The organism is Mesorhizobium sp. BR1-1-6, assembly GCF_020165355.1.
Taxonomy (GTDB): Bacteria; Pseudomonadota; Alphaproteobacteria; order Rhizobiales; family Rhizobiaceae; genus Mesorhizobium.
In genome coordinates this window covers 78,352-93,977 of sequence record NZ_JAIUHZ010000008.1, presented here as the reverse complement: position 1 = coordinate 93,977, position 15,626 = coordinate 78,352, and the positions used below count along the sequence as shown (strand labels likewise).

Sequence of the window (15,626 nt, the reverse complement as noted above, 5' to 3'; positions counted from 1 at the left end):
CCCTAGTGCCGGCGCGCCGAGCCGCCCGTCAGGGCCGCGTCGAGGATCTTGTGCTCCGTCGCCTGTGCTGCCGGCATTTCGGCCACGACTGTGTCGTGGTGGACGACATAGATGCGGTCGCACAGCCCGATCAGCTCGATCGTCTCGCGCGACAGCACCAGCACCGCGCCACCCTTGCGGGTGAAGTCGCGCAGCAGATGGTAGATCTCGGACTTGGCGCCGATGTCGACGCCACGGGTCGGCTCTTCCACCAGGAGAAGATCGAGATCCGCGGCGAGGTAGCGGCCGAGCAGTACTTTTTGCTGATTGCCGCCCGACAGCGAACCGACCGGAGCGGACGGCCCTGTCGCCTTTATGTTCATGACATCCATCATGCGGGCGATGACGCTTCGATAGGGCCGCGCCGGCGCAAGTTCGCGTCGCCTCGAATGCAATCCGATGGCGATGTTGTGGGCGATCGGCAAAGCGAGAAAGAGCCCCTCCTCCTTGCGGTCCTCGGGGACGAAACCGACCTTCAGCTGCTGCAAATGGCGAACGCCTGATGATGTCGGGAGCGGCATGTCGAGCGTTTTGCCGTTGATGGAAATCGTCCCGGCAAAAGGATGGTAGCGGCCGATGAGGGAGCGCAAGAAGCGCTGCTGGCCCTGTCCCTCAAGCCCGGCGAGGGCGACGATCTCGCCCTTGTGCAACGTCAGCGACAGAGGCTGCGATGTCTCGGTGATCCTGAGATTCTCGACGCGCAGGATTTCGCCGCCCCTGTCGCCCGTGCGATCTGGGAACAGGTCCTGGAGTTCGCGCCCGACCATCATGGCGATGAGTTCGTCTGCGGTGATCTCGGACACCGTTCTGGTGCCGACCAGTGCGCCGTCCTTCAGCACCGTCACAGTGTCGCACAGCTCGAAGATTTCCTCCATGCGATGCGAAATGTAGACGATTGCCTTTCCCCTATCGCGCAGGCGGCGGATATTGCGGTTGAGCACATCGACATCGGCCGCGTTGAGCGCCGCTGTCGGCTCGTCGAGAATAAGCACGCCGGCGTCGGCCTGGATGCAATGCGCGATCTCGACGAATTGCCGCTCGGCAATGGTCAGGTTGGAAACGAGTTGCGAGGAGTCTAGCGTGAGACCGAGTTCGCCGAGTGCCTTGGCGGTTCGGCTGTTCATCGCGGAATAGTCGATCGAGCCGAACCGGTTCGTCGGCTCCCGGCCGAGAAACATGTTCTCGGCGATCGACAGATTAGGCAGCAGCGAGTGTTCCTGGAAAACGGTCGAGATGCCGGCATCGAGCGCGGCGCGCGGTGACTTCAGATCGAGCTTTTCCCCATTCATGAAGATCCCGCCGGAATCGGGCTGATACACGCCCGCCAGGATCTTCATCAAGGTCGATTTTCCGGCGCCGTTCTCGCCCATCAGGGCGTGAACGCTGCCGGCCTTCAGATCGAGGGAAACGGAGTGGAGCGCCTTGCTTCCCCCGAATGCCTTCGAAATGTGCGACATCTCGATAAGATTGGCCACTAAACCCTCGCTTCACCACTGGAGGGGCCCGCGGGGACGCTTGTCCACTCCCCGCCGGCCACGGCGTGTCACTTCTTGCCGTAATATTCCTTGAGCTTGTCTTCGGGGAGTTCGCTCGGCCACCAGACATTGGCCGTCAGGTCGTCGCGATAGTATTTCGCGGCCTTGTCCTTGTCCCAGCCATCAGGGTTGTAGACATAGCGCTTGTAGAGTTGCTTGCCCTCGAGCAGGGCTACAGCGGCGCGCACGCCGGCAGCACCCTGGGCCGGGCTGTATTCCGGAGAGATCGACTTGAATCCATCCGTGATCCACTGGCCGAAATAGCCATTGTTGCCCTCGCCCGAAATCGGCGGGATCGGCGTGCCGAACTGCTTGAAGACATCGACGCAGGCGCGCGTCATGTCGGCGCCGGACGACCAGATGCCGTCGACCTGCGGATTGTTCAGATAGAGCGTCTCGCACAGCTTCTTGGCCTTGTCATACTGCCAGTCGCCATGCTCCTCGGCGATGATCTGCACATGTGTGCCCTTGAGCGATTCCAGTAGCCCATTGTAGCGGTTGGTGTCTTCCGGGTGGCCGGCAAGGCCGCGCAGGACCCAGATCTTGCCGTTGTCGCCAACGGTCTTCACCAGCCAGTCGCCCATTACCTTGCCGAAGTGCTCGGCTCCCCCTTGGATTTCGGTGGTGTAGGCATCGGAATCGATGCGGCCGGTGTGAAGGATGACGGGGATGCCGGCGGCGACCGCCTTGGCAATGCTGGCGTTGGCCGACGTGCTGGTCACCGGCTGAACGATGATCGCGTCGACATGCTGGGCGATCAGATCCTCGATATCGGCTACCTGCTTCTTCTGATCGAAGCCGGCATCGAGGAGGATGAACTTCGAGATGCGCTTGTCCTTTGCCGCGGCATTTTCCGCCTCATGCGCGACCTGCACGGTCCAGGTGTTGGCGTTGACGCCGAAGTCGCTCATTCCGATGACCCAAGGGGGATCCTTCTTGAATGCGCCGGCCTCGGTCATGCGCGTGTCGTCGGGGCGCGGCGCGACGCCGTCCATCAGCTTGACATCTTCCGCGTGCGCCAGGGACGTTACGGCAAGCGCTGATACAACGAGCATCCCCAGCCCGACGGTTTTCAGCAATCCTAACATTGAACTCCTCCTTGTGGTTGCTCCGGCCGTACGGACGCGCACGGGCCGCGAGACGCTCTCCCGATGCATGCTTGTCGTCGCGAACCGACCTATGCACGCAATTCTCCCGCCCCCGAACACATGTGTGTCGAGGCCCAATTTCGGCTGGACAATGATGACGGTCGAGAACTCCTCCGGGCACTTTAGAAGCATAGTGGGTTTGACCTGTCAATAGTTAGTCATGTTGAATGACTATTCCGTTGCTTGCCTTTCGCCACTCCGCTATTCATCATGAAGAGCGCTCGTCCTGCACCGGCGCGCGGTCAGTCCCGGCGGGAAATCATGCGATCAGTCTTGTGCTACGGCGACTCCAACACACACGGCCAGATCCCCGGCAAGGGGCCGCTCGAGCGCTATGGCCCGGCTGAGCGCTGGCCGGGGATACTGCGCGCTCAGCTAGGCCCCGACTGGTATGTCATCGAGGAAGGATTGAGCGGTCGAACCACCGTCCACGACGATCCGATCGAGGGGGCACACAAGAACGGTAGAACCTATCTCCGCCCCTGTCTGCAGAGCCATGCGACGCTCGATCTCGTCATCATCATGCTCGGCACCAATGACCTCAAGATCCGCTTCAACAAACCGCCGTCGGAAGTGGCTATGGGCATAGGCTGCCTTGTCTACGACATCAAGGAACTGGCGCCCGGTCCGGGCGGCACCACACCCGAAATCATGATCGTCGCACCGCCGCCGATGCAGGACGACGTCAAGGAGTGGAAGTCCATCTTCGCCGGCGCACCGGAGAAATCGCGGCTGCTGGCGCTCGAGTTCGAGGTGCTGGCGGATTCGCTCGAACTGCACTTTTTCGATGCCGGCTCGGTGGTGTCCTGCAGCGAAGCGGACGGATTTCACATCGATGCCGAAGCGCACAGACTGCTTGGCATCGCACTCGCCCGCGCGGTCGATGCGATCGGCTGGAGCCGCTCGACATGAGCAACCATACCGCCGCCCGGCAATGCGCTCTTACCAATGGGGCGACCCTTGCCTGACATGAGGTTTGCACCACCCAATCCCTTGCGCATCGCCGATCGTGCGAGCGGGCTGAACGCGTTGAGCGTGCGCAGCTACAATGAGCGTCTGGTGCTGTCGCTGCTGCTTCAGAACGAGGGCATATCGCGGATGGAAATCGGCGAGAAGACCGGTCTGTCGGCGCAGACGGCCTCGGTCATCGTCCGCTCCCTCGAACAGGAAGGGCTGGTCTCGCAGGGCGAGGCGCAGCGCGGCCGTGTCGGGCCCCCCACCATCCCGCTTTCACTCAACCCGGAAGGCGCCTACGCGGTCGGCGTCGGCTTCAGCCGGCGCAGGATCGACATCGCGCTCATCGACTTCATCGGCACCGTGCGCTTCCACACGCAGTTGCCCGCGGATGAAGCCAATCCGTTTCCGCAAAGCAGCGATTTGCTTGCGACGATCAGGCAAGCCATGACGAGCCTGCCGGTCGAGGCGCGCAGCCGGGTCGCGGGTATCGGGCTGGCCGTTCCCGATGAGGTCGACGCCATGGCTGCAACCGGCAACGGATCGAGCACGTCCCTGAAGGCTTTGCAAAGCGAGATCGAAGAGCAGATCAAGCTGCCGGTCTTCGTCCAGAACGACATCACCGCGGCGGCCGGCGGTGAGAGCATGTTCGGCGTCGCAAAGCCGCTGAACGACTATTTGTTCTTCTATCTCGGAGCTAGGCTGCAGAGCAGGCTCATCCTCAACCACCAGATCTATAAGGGAAACTCCAGTGCCAGCTTCGATCATGGCCTCATGCGCCTGGAAAGCGAACTGGCCATGCGCGGACGCTCGTCCGAAATCATCTGGAGCAGCAGCCCTGAGTGGCCTGATCTTGGAGAGGCCTACACCGAATGGCTGGGGGAATGCTCAAACCGCCTGAAAGCATCGATCTCGGCGCTGACCCAGTTTGTCGAGTTCAGGACGGTCCTCCTGTCCAGCTATGCGCCGCAGAAAATCGCCAAGGCCTTGTGCGCCGATATCGGCCGGGAATTTGCCGCTGTCCAAGCGTTGCCAGCGCGGGTGACCATCAGCCCGAAAGCCGTCGGCGCAGCCAGCCTGCCGTTCAGCTCGCGGTTTATGATTCAATGATCGGAACGCCGATAACAGAAGGGTTGCAAAGCCCCATCTGAGACGTGGATGCACCCGGTTTGAATGTCGGCTAACTCCGGTGCGAGAAGCTGTCCCTCACGCCATCTTCTGTGACCTCGCGCATCAGGAACGGGATGCCGACGACCGTCATCGGCAATTCCGCGCGGAAGCGGATGTGCGTGGGACCTCGTAATGCACGATCTGGCCTGGGGTGATGGCCCGTCACCCTGTCGGAGCACCGCGACGCCGGCGTAGTGGCTTCCCAATTGCCAGAAGGGCAGCGGGAACCGCCCGCGCTCCTCTTCAACGATGCGGAAGCCCGCCTCTCGGATCAAGTGCAGCGGTTGGCGGTTGAGATGACAGCCGCCGGCGATCTGTCCCCACGGCTTGTTCAGCCGCTCCTGCCATCTGCGGCCGCGCGGCCCCTCGGCCTGGCCGTGCTCGATGAAGATCAGCCGGCCCATAGGTTTCAATATGCGGCGGATCTCGGTCAGCGCCGCGTCAGGGTCGGGAATGGTGCAGAAGGCATAGGTGACGACGACCGTGTCGGCGAGGCCATCGATCAAGGGCAGCCTTTCGCCGCTGGCCCGGATGCAGTCGACGTCGAACGGCAGGGAACGGATCTTCGGTTCGGCCAGGCCAAGCATTGTGCCGTCGGGATCGATGCCGACCAGCCGCTCCACCCTGGCGGCGTCGTAATAGGGAAGGTTCAGGCCGGACCCGAAGCCGACTTCGACGACAATGCCCTGCGCCCGCGGGATCAGGCGCCTTCGCATGCGCGCGAACACGTTTGCCGAACAGCCGGCGTGGACGAGGTAGGGAGCAATGCAGCGTGCGTACCAGGAGAGACAGGATTGGCACATGTCTCAGCCTCCTTTCCCTGCGTTCTTGACGCCGATGGGAACGCCACCCCCGGCAATGGCCTCGGACGTGCAATGCTGGCTGAGAGTATTGACCGGTGACATTTCTCGCTCCAAGGAGTCTCCTGATCGGGCCCGATCGGCCCGACGTCGTGGGATGGATAGAAGGCCGGCGTCCCCTGAACGTCCCCGCTCGGCCGCGTACGGGTCGATGGAAAGATTGGAGTTCCGACTTCTGGGGTTTCCGGAGTTCCGTCTGAACGGGCAGCCGGTGGAGCTCGCCTTGCGCAAGGCGGCCGCGCTCCTCATCTATGTCGCCGAGGCCGGCGGGCCCGTGGCGCGCGAGGTCGCCGCCACGCTTCTGTGGCCCGAAACCGACGAAGAAGCCGCACGAGCACGCCTTCGGCGCACACTGCATAAAATTCGCATCGCGTTCGGCACGGAGGTCATCGCCGCCACGGGGGCATCCCTCAGCCTACACCCGGCGCTTTTCGTCGAGCTCGACTCCAAGATTTTCGAGCATGCCTGCAATGTCGGCCCGCTCGACGAGGCGGCCGACATCTATAAGGGCGACTATCTCGGCGGCTTCTCACTCCCGGATTGTCCGGAATTCGACGAATGGGTCTTTTTCAGGCGCGAGGCCTTGCGTAGCCGACTGGTGCAGACGCTGGAGCGTACCATCGAAGCGAAGATCGCCGGCGGCGAACCACGCAGCGGGGTGGTGCATGCGACGCGCCTGGCGGCACTCGACCCCTTGAGCGAAAGTGCGCACCGTCACCTGATCCGCGCCCACCTGGCGGCCGGGGACAGGGCGGCAGCCGAGCGCCAGGCCGAAAGCTGTGTCCGGCTGTTACGAGACGAACTCGGCGTAGCGCCGGACCCGGCCACGCTTGCCCTGGTGCGGGAGCCAACTCAAGGTGTCACTTTGGACGTGCCCAGGACGCGCTACGTCGAAGTAGACGGCATCCATCTCGCCTATCAGATCGTCGGCAGCGGACCGACGGACATCGTGCTTGTTCCCGGCTTCATTTCGCATGTCGAGCGTATCTGGGAAGACAGACGCTGCCGCGCCTGGATATCAGCGGTTTCGCGCTTGGGCCGCCTGATCCTGTTCGACCGGCGCGGCATGGGACTTTCCGACCGTGTCGGTGTCCGTGCCACAGTCGAAACGACAGCGCAGGATATTCTGGCAGTCATGAACGCGGCCGGCAGCAGCCGGGCCTTGCTCATCGGCGCCTCGGAAGGCGGGCCGGGTTGTGTCCGTTTCGCCATCGATCATCCGGATCGGCTCATCGGCCTTGTCCTGTGGGGCTCGCTCGCGAAAGGCAGCCGCGCGTCGGACTATCCCTTCGCCTTGACCGCCGCGCAATACGATCTGTGGAAGCAGCGGCTGATCGCCGGCTGGGGCGGCCCGGCGGAAATCGAGACCTTCGCCCCCAGCCTCTCCGGAGACCGCCAGGCGGAGACCTGGTGGGCGGGATTGCTCAGGGCAGCCTCCAGCCCCGGCGCGGTCGCGGGTCTGCTCGAAGCGCTGCGTGATACCGATGTCCGTTCCCTGCTCGCAAAAGTCTCGGCCCCGACGGTGGTCCTGCACCGGTCCGGCGACCGCGCCGTGCGCGTCGAGGCAGGGCGGCTCCTGGCCGCCGGGATCCCGGGCGCGCGGTTCATCGAGATCGCCGGTGACGACCACTGGTTTTGGGTCGGCGACCAACAGCCGCTGCTCGACAGCATCGGCGCGCTTGCACGAAGCAGTTGATGCGCGGATGCGGCATCTGCCGCCGTCAGTTCCGCGTGTGCAAATGGTTGTGGGGACTGGCCGCGAATGGCGAGGCCGGCGCGGATGCCATTTTGGCCATGCTCCGGGACGACGCCGGGCGGCGTCGAACACGACGTCCGGTGGAAGGCCGGTTTTCGGCCTATTTCGGTGCAGCGGCAGCGGTTCCGCCCGGCGGGATGATCCGCATCATGGATGTCGACACCGTGTCGCCAGGCTTGAACGGGCCCGGGACCTTGTTGCTTACCGGCTTCACGCTTTGCAGGAACGCCGCGATGGCCATGGCATCGTCCGCTGTGAGATGCGCAAAAGCAGGCCAGGGCATAATCGGCGCCAGGGTGCGGCCGTCCGGCCGCTGGCCAGTCTGGATCGCAGCGACGATCTGCTCCGGGGTCCAGCTGCCGATGCCGGTCTCCCTGTCGGGCGTGATGTTTCGACCGGGAAAGACACCGACGCCAGGTATCTCAAAGCCCACATCCGAGCCGCCAAGAAAGCGCGACATATCGGGTTTGCCGAAGAAGTAGCCGGGCGTGTGGCAGTCGTTGCAGCCGGCGATCGTGACCAGGTACTCGCCACGCGCGACCTGCGCGTCGTCGGCCACGGCGACGTATGATGGAAGGGCGACGACCGAGGCCGTGAGCAATGCGAGACGAACTGACGCTGGAAACATGGTTTTCTCCCTTGGTTGTTCTTGGCTTCTCCTATGACCTTTGTCGTGCTCCCGTCGGGGGCTGCCGTTACGCAGCCCGGCCAGCCGATTGCGGCGCACCTGATCCGCTCTACGTTGCGCCTTACGGTTTGCGGCCGATCACGGCGCCGTTCGCGGCGGGAGCATCGAACCAGACCGTCTCGACGTGCCTGAATCCGGCTTCCTCGAGCCACGCCGAATACTCGGCCGGGGTGTAGTTTCGTCCTTCCGTCTCGATCAGCATGTTGAGGCTCATCAGCGCGGCCGGCGCCGGGCCGGTCTTTTCATCATTGACGAGAAGCTCGCTGATGACGACCGCGCCGCCGCTTGGCAAAGCCTCGAAGGATCGGCGCAGCAGGGCGCGGTTCTTCGCCTCGTCCCAATCGTGCATGATCATCGACAGGAGATGCACGTCGTGATCCCCGGGAAGCTGTTCGAAGAAATTGCCGTCCGCGGTCTCGATGCGGTCGGTCAAGCCGGCCTCGGCGATCTTTCCCGCGGCGATCGCGGCGACATGCGGCAAGTCGAACACGGTCGCACGCAGCGCCCCATATTGTTTGCAAAGCTCGATGTCGTACGCGCCCGATCCGCCGCCGATGTCCAGGAGGCGGCGGAAATGACTGAGATCCACGGCTTCGCCGAGCTTGCGCGCGGTCATCGTGGAAAGCGAACGCATCGCCTCCCAGAAAAGCGCCAGCATCGTAGGATCCTCGCCCTCGAACATCGAGGATTGCACTGCCGGATCCCATGTGGTTGGCCGGTTCGTGCGCAGCGCCTCTGCAAGCCTTCCCCAGCCCGCATAGAGTCGCTTGTCGGCCATCTGCACGAAGCCGCCGAAGTAATACGGCTTACCCTTCACGAGATAAGTTTCGCTTAAGGGCGTGTTGCGATAGCGGCCGTCCGTTTTCTCCAGGAGCCCAAGTGCAGCGCAGCCGGTCAACAGCATCTCGGCCGGTCGTTGATGCAGGCCGAGCGCTTCCGCCAAACCGGCAACCGTGATGGCGGCGCCGCTCGCAAGGCGGCTGAAGAGGTCCAACTCGTGCGCGGCGGCCAGAGTCTTGAAGGCCCAGAAACCGGTCGAAAGCGCCATCAGTGGGACAGCGGAAGGAAGCTCTTGCTTGGTGACGATTGGTCGGTCGGCCGCGCGCAGCCCTGTCTCGCCCGGGATCGAACCGGGCTGGTGGGCAAGCGTTGTCGTGCGCGTAGCAGAGCGCTGATGGTTGGGCATGGCACTCTCCCCAAATGTTGACGATTGGTCCGCAGCTTCCGAGCCGCGCGGTGATCTCGACGGCGCGGGTTTCGAAAATGCCGCCGATCGAATGGTCCACCAGCACGCGGCGGCGGCCTTGTGCTCGCAAGGCCGCGCCGATGGGGCGCAATAGGGTCAGCCCTGGCGACCGGCGTAGGATCGGCCCCGTGGTCCGGCAGATCGATGGCATGGACCCGAATGTCCCTCAACAGCTCGGGGGACAAATCCGCGATTGCCCGACCTCTTGAGACGGATAATTGCCAAGTCTTGAGGGCCGCGACTGTGGTTTTCGGCACAGACCAAGGTAGTCGCACGCTCGACGGGTGATGGATTCGAGTCTCCGCTCGAGGCATTTCAGCCTCCCATAGCCAGCCATCCGCTTCTTCCCTTGCCGCCGAAGCAATGGTAAGGAGGCTAGAGGACCGATAGAAGTGCCAATTCATGGATTCTTGGCCAGTCCAATTCCAATTGGCATGACGACACTTGCAAGGCGCTGCCGCTAAGCCGGCAGGACGCAGGAGGACTGGTGGCAGGCTGAATTCCAGTGCCTGCGTCAGACCAATTCCAGTTGCTGAACAATGACCACCTTTCACATAAGCCTGGTCGGGCGCAAGAATCTCAGCGGCGAGATTTATCGTCAGATACGGCGCGCCGTTCTGGATCGACGGCTGCGGCCCGGCGACCCTCTGCCGCCTGGCCGCGAACTGGCGCGGACGCTTGCCGTGTCGCGTGCCACCGTGACCGTGGTTTATGAACGGCTCGCCGCGGAAGGGTTCGTGACATCCCGGCAGGGGTCTGGGACGTTCATCAGCGAATTGGTCGTGCCGGCCGGGCGAGAAAAGACCGGACGCCGATCTACCGGCGTGCTCCAGCCACGCCAGATCTGGGAGGCGATAGCCCCACCACCCGCATTCGAGCCGGTTCGGTTCGACTTTCACGCCGGGTTTTGCGATGCTTCGCTGTTTCCGCACGGGGCGTGGCGGCGGTCGGTGGTTTGGGCGCTGCGTTCGGGCGAAGCGACCGCCGGCACTTACGAGCATCCCGCCGGACATCACGATCTCAGGGTCGCAATCGCCAGGCACATAGGCATCTCCCGAGGGATCGGGGCGGCTGCGGACGACATCATTGTCACAAACGGTACGCAGCAGGCACTGGATGTCCTGGCCCGCGTCCTGCTGGCACCGGGCGATGCAATTGCCATTGAAGATCCGGGCTACGGTCCTCCGAGGCATTTGTTCAAGGCCTTGGGTATTCGTGTGGTCGGTGTACCGGTGGATTGCCAGGGCCTGGTCGTTGATGCGCTACCGCGCGGAGTCCGAGCCGTGTATGTCACGCCGTCTCATCAATTTCCGCTTTCGGTGACGATGACGCTGCCGCGCCGGCAGGCGCTGCTGGCCTGGGCCGAGCGAAATAACGCGGCCATCATCGAAGACGACTACGACAGCGAGTTCCGTTTCGGGGGCCGTCCCCTCGAGCCGTTGCAGACGCTCGACGCAAAAGGCCGGGTCATCTACGTCGGCTCCTTCTCGAAGACAATGCTGCCGACGCTTCGGCTGGGCTTCATATTGACGCCGCCATCGCTGCGAGCGGCCGTGCACAAAGCGAAATTCGTCAGCGACTGGCATTCATCGACCCCGGCGCAAGCAGCGCTCGCGCGCTTCATCGATGAGGGCGCCTTTGCGCGTCACATCCGTCGGGTGAACGCAATCTACCGGGAACGGCACCAGATCATCGCGAACGCCATCGCCAATGATTTTGCCGATCATCTCGAACTCATCCCATCGACAACGGGGCTCCATCTCACCGCTCTTGCCCGGAAAATGTCGGCGGACCAGATCGCCGAGGTCGCGCGCCGCGCAGCCGATCGGAGCGTCGCCGTCCAGATCCTGTCACGGTTCGCCGTGAACGCCATACCGCGAGCCGGCATCATGCTGGGGTATGGCGCCATTCCGACGCCCCGCATCGAAGAAGGGTTGCATTTGCTGCGCGCCTGTTTCGACAGTGAACCGTCCTGACCTTCGATTTATCTACGCCACGCGTGGTTGAGCTGGCCTGGGTTTGACCACGGTGGCGAGTACGATGCCGGTGACGATGAAGGCCGCGCCGACCAGATCGTAATCGTGCAAGCCCTCGCCGAGCAGCAGATAGGCTAACACAGCGACGAACACCGTCTGCAGGTAGAGCAGCATGCTCGCTCGGCTCGCGCCGAGCGTTTCCACGCTTTTGTTGTAGAGATAGTACATCAAGGCGCCGCCCGGACCTGCCAGATAGGCGAGCGCGAGAATGCTGTGGACGTCCATGGCGGAGCGTTCGTCGTTGAACAATTCCCACACATGGAACGGCAAGGCGACCAGCGCACCAGCGCCGAGCAGCAGCACGACCATCGGCAGGAGTTCGATGCCGAATTTGGCACGACGCAAAAGCACGGTGTACAGGCCCCAGCAGAACGCGCTGCCGACGATCCACAGCTCGCCGGCGTTGAACTTGAGTTGCAGCAGCGCCGTCAGGTTGCCGTGGGCAACGATGAAAATCATCCCGGCGAGCGCAACCAGCGCGCCTAGCGACTTCCACAGCCCGAGCGGCTCGCCAAGCACGAAACGGGCGAGCACCATCGTCATGACAGGCGACAGCGCCATGATGATGCCGGCCGTGGTGGCGTCGGTGTCGTTGAGGCCATGGTAGATCATACCTTGGCACAGGCTGAGGCCGATCGCCCCCACCGCGACGACCTCCACGACGCGCGTTCGCAACAGTCCGATCATCGCGTCGTGATGACGGTGCACGATCGGCAGCAGGATGGCGCAGGCAAGCGTCAGCCGCCAGAAGCAGAGGCCCCAGGGCGGCATTTCAGGCGCCACCCATTTGGCCGCGATATAGACGCCAGCCGAAAGCAGCCAGCACAGGACGGCGGCCGGATAGCCGGTCACGGAGGGCACGACCTTGGGTTGCGCGACGTGGTGCGCTATCGGCATTGCCTGCATGTCATGCCCTCCCCTTCGATGACGTCGGCCCGATGCGACAATATAGCCTGCGCGGTTGGGTCGTGCATCCGTTTTGAAAGGCGAAAGAAACTGCACTTGGCCGCGGCGCCTGATACAGGCCCCTGTTCCGATCGTGCGGCGCTCGGTGGCTCGCTCGCGATCCAGGCGCGAGCGTAGCCGGGTTTGGAAATGTGAGCGACAGATAGAACCAGTGCACAATTGCGATAAGATGTTTCACCATCTCCGGTTTTCGAGGTCCAATGTCTGAAGTGGACTGGCTCAGCCATCTCTTGCAAATCATCACCGTTACCGGCCAGCTCGAGGTCCGCTGCGCCTACGGTGCGCCGTGGCGCATTGCCTGGAGCAAGGCTGCCGCAAACGAAATTCCCTACCATGTCATCGTCAGGGGCCGGGCCATTTTGGAGGATCCGGACACGAGAGCAGCAAGGGAGCTGGTGAGTGGAGATATTGTGCTGCTGCCTCACGGCGCGGCGCATGTGCTGCACGACGGCAGCGGGCAAATACCAATCCCTACCCAGCAACGGCGGGGGGCTGCCGGATGGATGCTGAGCGAGAATGATGGCCAGGGCGAGCAACTGGATCTGCTGTGTGGGCGATTTTTTATCGCACCACCCCATGATCGGCTGGTCCGCAACTACCTGCCTGCGGATCTGGTGGCGCGGTCCAAGGACGGCGATGAAGAAAACGGCATCGGCTCCGCCTCCAGCCAACTGGCCGGCCTGGTGACGCTGATGCGAATGGAGTCCGCCGGAGACAGAGCCGGAGGACGCGCCATTCTCAACGCGCTTTCTTCGGCCCTGTTCACACTGGTACTGCGCGCGGCGAGCCAATCCGGGAAAGCCCCCGAAGGCTTGTTGGCCCTGGCCGGCAATCCCCGGCTTGCTCCAGCCATTTCCGCGATGTTCGCCGATGCGGCACGGCCCTGGAAACTGCCCGATCTGGCCGAATTGTGCGGGATGTCGCGCGCTACGTTCATGCGCCAGTTCCAGGACAAGCTGGGTCGCTCCGCGCTCGATTTGTTGACCGATCTCCGCATGAGCCTGGCCGCCAACGAGTTGAAGAAGCCGGCGATCAGCACCGAGGCCGTGGCCGAGACCGTCGGGTATCAATCCGTTTCGGCGTTCCGGCGTGTTTTCGCCGAAAGGACGGGGATGACGCCGGGGGAGTGGCGGCGACGGGCGCACAAGGGCGAGTAAGACGCGCGGTCCGGAATCGAGAAAGCGCAATTTGATCCTTTCGCGCATCACATTGAGCTAATTCAGCCTCGAAATAATCACTCTTCCCCGTAGATTAGGCTCCGCAATCACTTGATAAGGGAGCCATCCAATGAACTGCCTCGCCACCACGGGACCCGCAACCCGCGTAGCCGCCCAGATCTTCGCGCAAACCGGGAAGAGCGAAAACGCTTTCGCGACGAATGCCGTCATCGAAACGATCCTAAGCCGCAGCGCCGCCAAGTACTACGATCCCGCTGCCACCCTGAGCGACGACCAAATCCGCGACCTGGTGCGTATCGGCACGTCCGCGCCAACCTCCTTCCACCTGCAGAACTGGCGCTTCATCGCCGTACGCTCGCCGGAAGCCAAGGCACGGCTGCGCCCGATCGCCTGGAATCAGCCGGCGATCACCGATGCGGCCGTGACCTTCATCATCATCGGCAGGCTGGCCGATGCCAGCACCGTCCCAGCCCGCCTGGCGCCCGTGGTGGAGGCCGGCATCATGCCGGCGCACCTGGTGCCGGAATGGGAGATCCCCGCTCGCGGTTTGTATGACGATCAGCCGCGGCGCCAGCGCGACGAGGCGGTACGTTCCGCGACCTTTGGCACCGCGGCGATCATCTACACGGCCCGGTCGCTGGGCCTGGGTTCGACGCCGATGATCGGTTTCGACGCCGAGGCCGTGCACCGCGAGTTCGGCCTGGCCGAAGACGAAGTGCCGGTGATGCTGCTGACCGTCGGCCCGGAGCGAGCCGGCAACTGGCCGCAGAAGCCGCGCATGCCGGTGGCCGATGTCCTGGACTTTGCATAATCCCCAGCAACTCCAGATCTTACGGAGACAAGGATGGCAAGAACTGCCGCTCTCGTGGAAGGCGCCGCGCCAATGGCTGATTGCGTGAGAGATCGAAGACCTTCCACGCCCGTAAATTACCCCGAACCAACAAATGTCTGAGGAGACAATTCCCATGAAAGCGATCGTAGTGACGGACCAGGCTGCAGGAACGGCCGGGATGAAGGTGGTGCAGCGGCCCGAGCCGCAGGCGGCGATAAACGATGTCGTCGTCGAGATCCATGCGTCGGGGTTCGTCCCGACCGAGCTGACGTGGCCCTCGACCTGGACCGATCGCGTCGACGGCGACCGGACGCCATCGATCCCCGGGCACGAGCTGGCCGGGGTGGTCACCGCCCTGGGCTACGGTACGACGGGACTGTCGGTGGGCCAGCGGGTGTTCGGCCTCGCCGACTGGTATCGCGACGGCACCCTGGCGGAGTATATCGCTATCGAGGCCCGCAACCTCGCGCCATTGCCGGGCGATGTCGACTTCACGGTGGGCGCTAGCCTGCCGATCTCGGGCCTGACCGCGTGGCAGGGACTGTTTCAGCACGGCCGTCTTCAGGCGGGGCAGAGCGTCCTTGCGCATGGCGCGGCCGGCGCCGTCGGGTCGATGGTGACGCAGCTCGCACGAGAGGCCGGCGCCTACGTCATTGGCACCGGACGCTCTGCCGACCGCCAGAAGGCGCTCGACTTCGGCGCAAACGAATTCGTCGACCTCGAGAACGACGCCCTCGAAGACGTGCGCGGCGTCGATCTGGTGTTCGATGTCATCGGCGGCGACATCCAGAAGCGGTCCGCGGCGCTGATCCGAGCCGGAGGCACGATGGTGACTGTCGTCGGCCCGGCCGAGGCGAGGCCCGTGGATGGCCTGGCGGTCGACTTCGTCGTCGAAGCCGATCGTGCCCAGCTGAGCGAGATCGTCCAGCGGGTGCGGAACGGACGGCTGCGGACGAACATCGGCAAAGTCGCTCCTCTCGACGAGGCGATCGCCGCCTTCAACTCGACCGAGCGACGCGCGGGGAAAACGGTCATCCGCGTTCGCCCGTGAGGTCTTGGGGGAGAGAGGGACGGTTCCTCTCTCCCCGATTTCGTCCAGACGGGCGGCCCCGGATAGGTTGCGAGCAGCGATATCTCATGTCGGCCCCGCCGGTTTCGGTGTCGCATTCTGTTGGCCCGCCGGGCCGCCGACCGGCAGACATACCCAGAATGTTGATT

At 63.6% G+C, this 15,626-nt stretch carries 13 protein-coding genes; 7 read left to right on the top strand and 6 right to left on the bottom strand.

Annotated elements, in window-relative coordinates; all coding sequences use genetic code 11:
* Positions 1-2: 2 nt before the first annotated feature.
* Together LB545_RS17460 and LB545_RS17455 are read right to left on the bottom strand one after the other, a co-directional pair.
* Positions 3-1,514: a sugar ABC transporter ATP-binding protein gene (locus LB545_RS17460; RefSeq protein WP_140498344.1), complete on the bottom strand. Its 1,512-nt coding sequence runs from the start codon at positions 1,512-1,514 to the stop codon at positions 3-5.
* Between the two features lie 68 nt (positions 1,515-1,582).
* Complete coding sequence (locus LB545_RS17455) at positions 1,583-2,629, bottom strand: substrate-binding domain-containing protein (RefSeq protein WP_411961462.1); 1,047 nt, start codon at positions 2,627-2,629, stop codon at positions 1,583-1,585.
* Positions 2,630-2,983: 354 nt separating this feature from the next.
* On the opposite strand from LB545_RS17455, the gene LB545_RS17450 reads away from it, so the two are divergent.
* The gene (locus LB545_RS17450) at positions 2,984-3,634 is read left to right on the top strand and encodes an SGNH/GDSL hydrolase family protein (RefSeq protein ID WP_140498346.1); all 651 of its coding nucleotides are present in this window, start codon (positions 2,984-2,986) and stop codon (positions 3,632-3,634) included.
* A 57-nt stretch (positions 3,635-3,691) separates the two neighbouring features.
* The gene (locus tag LB545_RS17445; RefSeq protein WP_140566492.1) at positions 3,692-4,786 is read left to right on the top strand and encodes an ROK family transcriptional regulator; all 1,095 of its coding nucleotides are present in this window, start codon (positions 3,692-3,694) and stop codon (positions 4,784-4,786) included.
* On the opposite strand, the gene LB545_RS17440 is transcribed toward LB545_RS17445, so the two are convergent.
* A complete protein-coding gene (locus LB545_RS17440) occupies positions 4,780-5,649 on the bottom strand; it encodes a class I SAM-dependent methyltransferase (protein WP_224705541.1) in 870 nt (289 codons plus the stop codon). The two genes, LB545_RS17445 and LB545_RS17440, sit on opposite strands and share 7 nt — an antisense overlap.
* 208 nt (positions 5,650-5,857) lie before the next feature.
* Here LB545_RS17440 and LB545_RS17435 point away from each other — a divergent pair, with 208 nt between their 5' ends.
* Complete coding sequence (locus tag LB545_RS17435; protein ID WP_224705540.1) at positions 5,858-7,402, top strand: alpha/beta hydrolase; 1,545 nt, start codon at positions 5,858-5,860, stop codon at positions 7,400-7,402.
* Positions 7,403-7,562: 160 nt separating this feature from the next.
* Here the strand turns inward: LB545_RS17435 and LB545_RS17430 are convergent, their stop codons facing one another.
* On the bottom strand, positions 7,563-8,090 hold the full coding sequence (locus LB545_RS17430) for a c-type cytochrome (RefSeq protein ID WP_140498540.1): 528 nt from the start codon (positions 8,088-8,090) through the stop codon (positions 7,563-7,565).
* 121 nt (positions 8,091-8,211) lie between these two features.
* Positions 8,212-9,336, bottom strand: a complete 1,125-nt coding sequence (locus LB545_RS17425) for an acetylserotonin O-methyltransferase (RefSeq protein WP_224705539.1) — start codon at positions 9,334-9,336, stop codon at positions 8,212-8,214.
* A gap of 599 nt (positions 9,337-9,935) precedes the next feature.
* On the opposite strand from LB545_RS17425, the gene LB545_RS17420 reads away from it, so the two are divergent.
* On the top strand, positions 9,936-11,372 hold the full coding sequence (locus LB545_RS17420; RefSeq protein WP_140665599.1) for a PLP-dependent aminotransferase family protein: 1,437 nt from the start codon (positions 9,936-9,938) through the stop codon (positions 11,370-11,372).
* Positions 11,373-11,384: 12 nt separating this feature from the next.
* Here the strand turns inward: LB545_RS17420 and LB545_RS17415 are convergent, their stop codons facing one another.
* Positions 11,385-12,338 carry a DMT family transporter gene (locus LB545_RS17415; RefSeq protein ID WP_224705538.1) on the bottom strand — a complete coding sequence of 318 codons (954 nt, stop codon included), beginning with the start codon at positions 12,336-12,338 and terminating at the stop codon, positions 11,385-11,387.
* Positions 12,339-12,598: 260 nt separating this feature from the next.
* Between LB545_RS17415 and LB545_RS17410 the strand changes: the two genes are divergently transcribed.
* From LB545_RS17410 to LB545_RS17400, 3 genes are all read left to right on the top strand, one after another.
* Positions 12,599-13,555, top strand: coding sequence for an AraC family transcriptional regulator (locus tag LB545_RS17410; RefSeq protein WP_140896265.1), 957 nt, complete (start codon positions 12,599-12,601; stop codon positions 13,553-13,555).
* A gap of 130 nt (positions 13,556-13,685) precedes the next feature.
* Complete coding sequence (locus LB545_RS17405) at positions 13,686-14,387, top strand: nitroreductase family protein (RefSeq protein WP_224619148.1); 702 nt, start codon at positions 13,686-13,688, stop codon at positions 14,385-14,387.
* Between the two features lie 154 nt (positions 14,388-14,541).
* Complete coding sequence (locus tag LB545_RS17400) at positions 14,542-15,459, top strand: NADP-dependent oxidoreductase (protein ID WP_140498352.1); 918 nt, start codon at positions 14,542-14,544, stop codon at positions 15,457-15,459.
* Positions 15,460-15,626: the final 167 nt, after the last annotated feature.

Excerpts from the sequence above, each read along its gene's own strand:
- LB545_RS17455 (WP_411961462.1), bottom strand. The coding sequence starts at position 2,629 with ATGCTCGTTGTATCAGCGCTTGCCGTAACGTCCCTGGCGCACGCGGAA.
- LB545_RS17450 (WP_140498346.1), top strand. The coding sequence starts at position 2,984 with ATGCGATCAGTCTTGTGCTACGGCGACTCCAACACACACGGCCAGATC.
- LB545_RS17445 (WP_140566492.1), top strand. The coding sequence starts at position 3,692 with ATGAGGTTTGCACCACCCAATCCCTTGCGCATCGCCGATCGTGCGAGC.
- LB545_RS17440 (WP_224705541.1), bottom strand. The coding sequence starts at position 5,649 with ATGTGCCAATCCTGTCTCTCCTGGTACGCACGCTGCATTGCTCCCTAC.
- LB545_RS17435 (WP_224705540.1), top strand. The coding sequence starts at position 5,858 with ATGGAAAGATTGGAGTTCCGACTTCTGGGGTTTCCGGAGTTCCGTCTG.
- LB545_RS17430 (WP_140498540.1), bottom strand. The coding sequence starts at position 8,090 with ATGTTTCCAGCGTCAGTTCGTCTCGCATTGCTCACGGCCTCGGTCGTC.
- LB545_RS17425 (WP_224705539.1), bottom strand. The coding sequence starts at position 9,336 with ATGCCCAACCATCAGCGCTCTGCTACGCGCACGACAACGCTTGCCCAC.
- LB545_RS17420 (WP_140665599.1), top strand. The coding sequence starts at position 9,936 with ATGACCACCTTTCACATAAGCCTGGTCGGGCGCAAGAATCTCAGCGGC.
- LB545_RS17415 (WP_224705538.1), bottom strand. The coding sequence starts at position 12,338 with ATGCAGGCAATGCCGATAGCGCACCACGTCGCGCAACCCAAGGTCGTG.
- LB545_RS17410 (WP_140896265.1), top strand. The coding sequence starts at position 12,599 with ATGTCTGAAGTGGACTGGCTCAGCCATCTCTTGCAAATCATCACCGTT.
- LB545_RS17405 (WP_224619148.1), top strand. The coding sequence starts at position 13,686 with ATGAACTGCCTCGCCACCACGGGACCCGCAACCCGCGTAGCCGCCCAG.
- LB545_RS17400 (WP_140498352.1), top strand. The coding sequence starts at position 14,542 with ATGAAAGCGATCGTAGTGACGGACCAGGCTGCAGGAACGGCCGGGATG.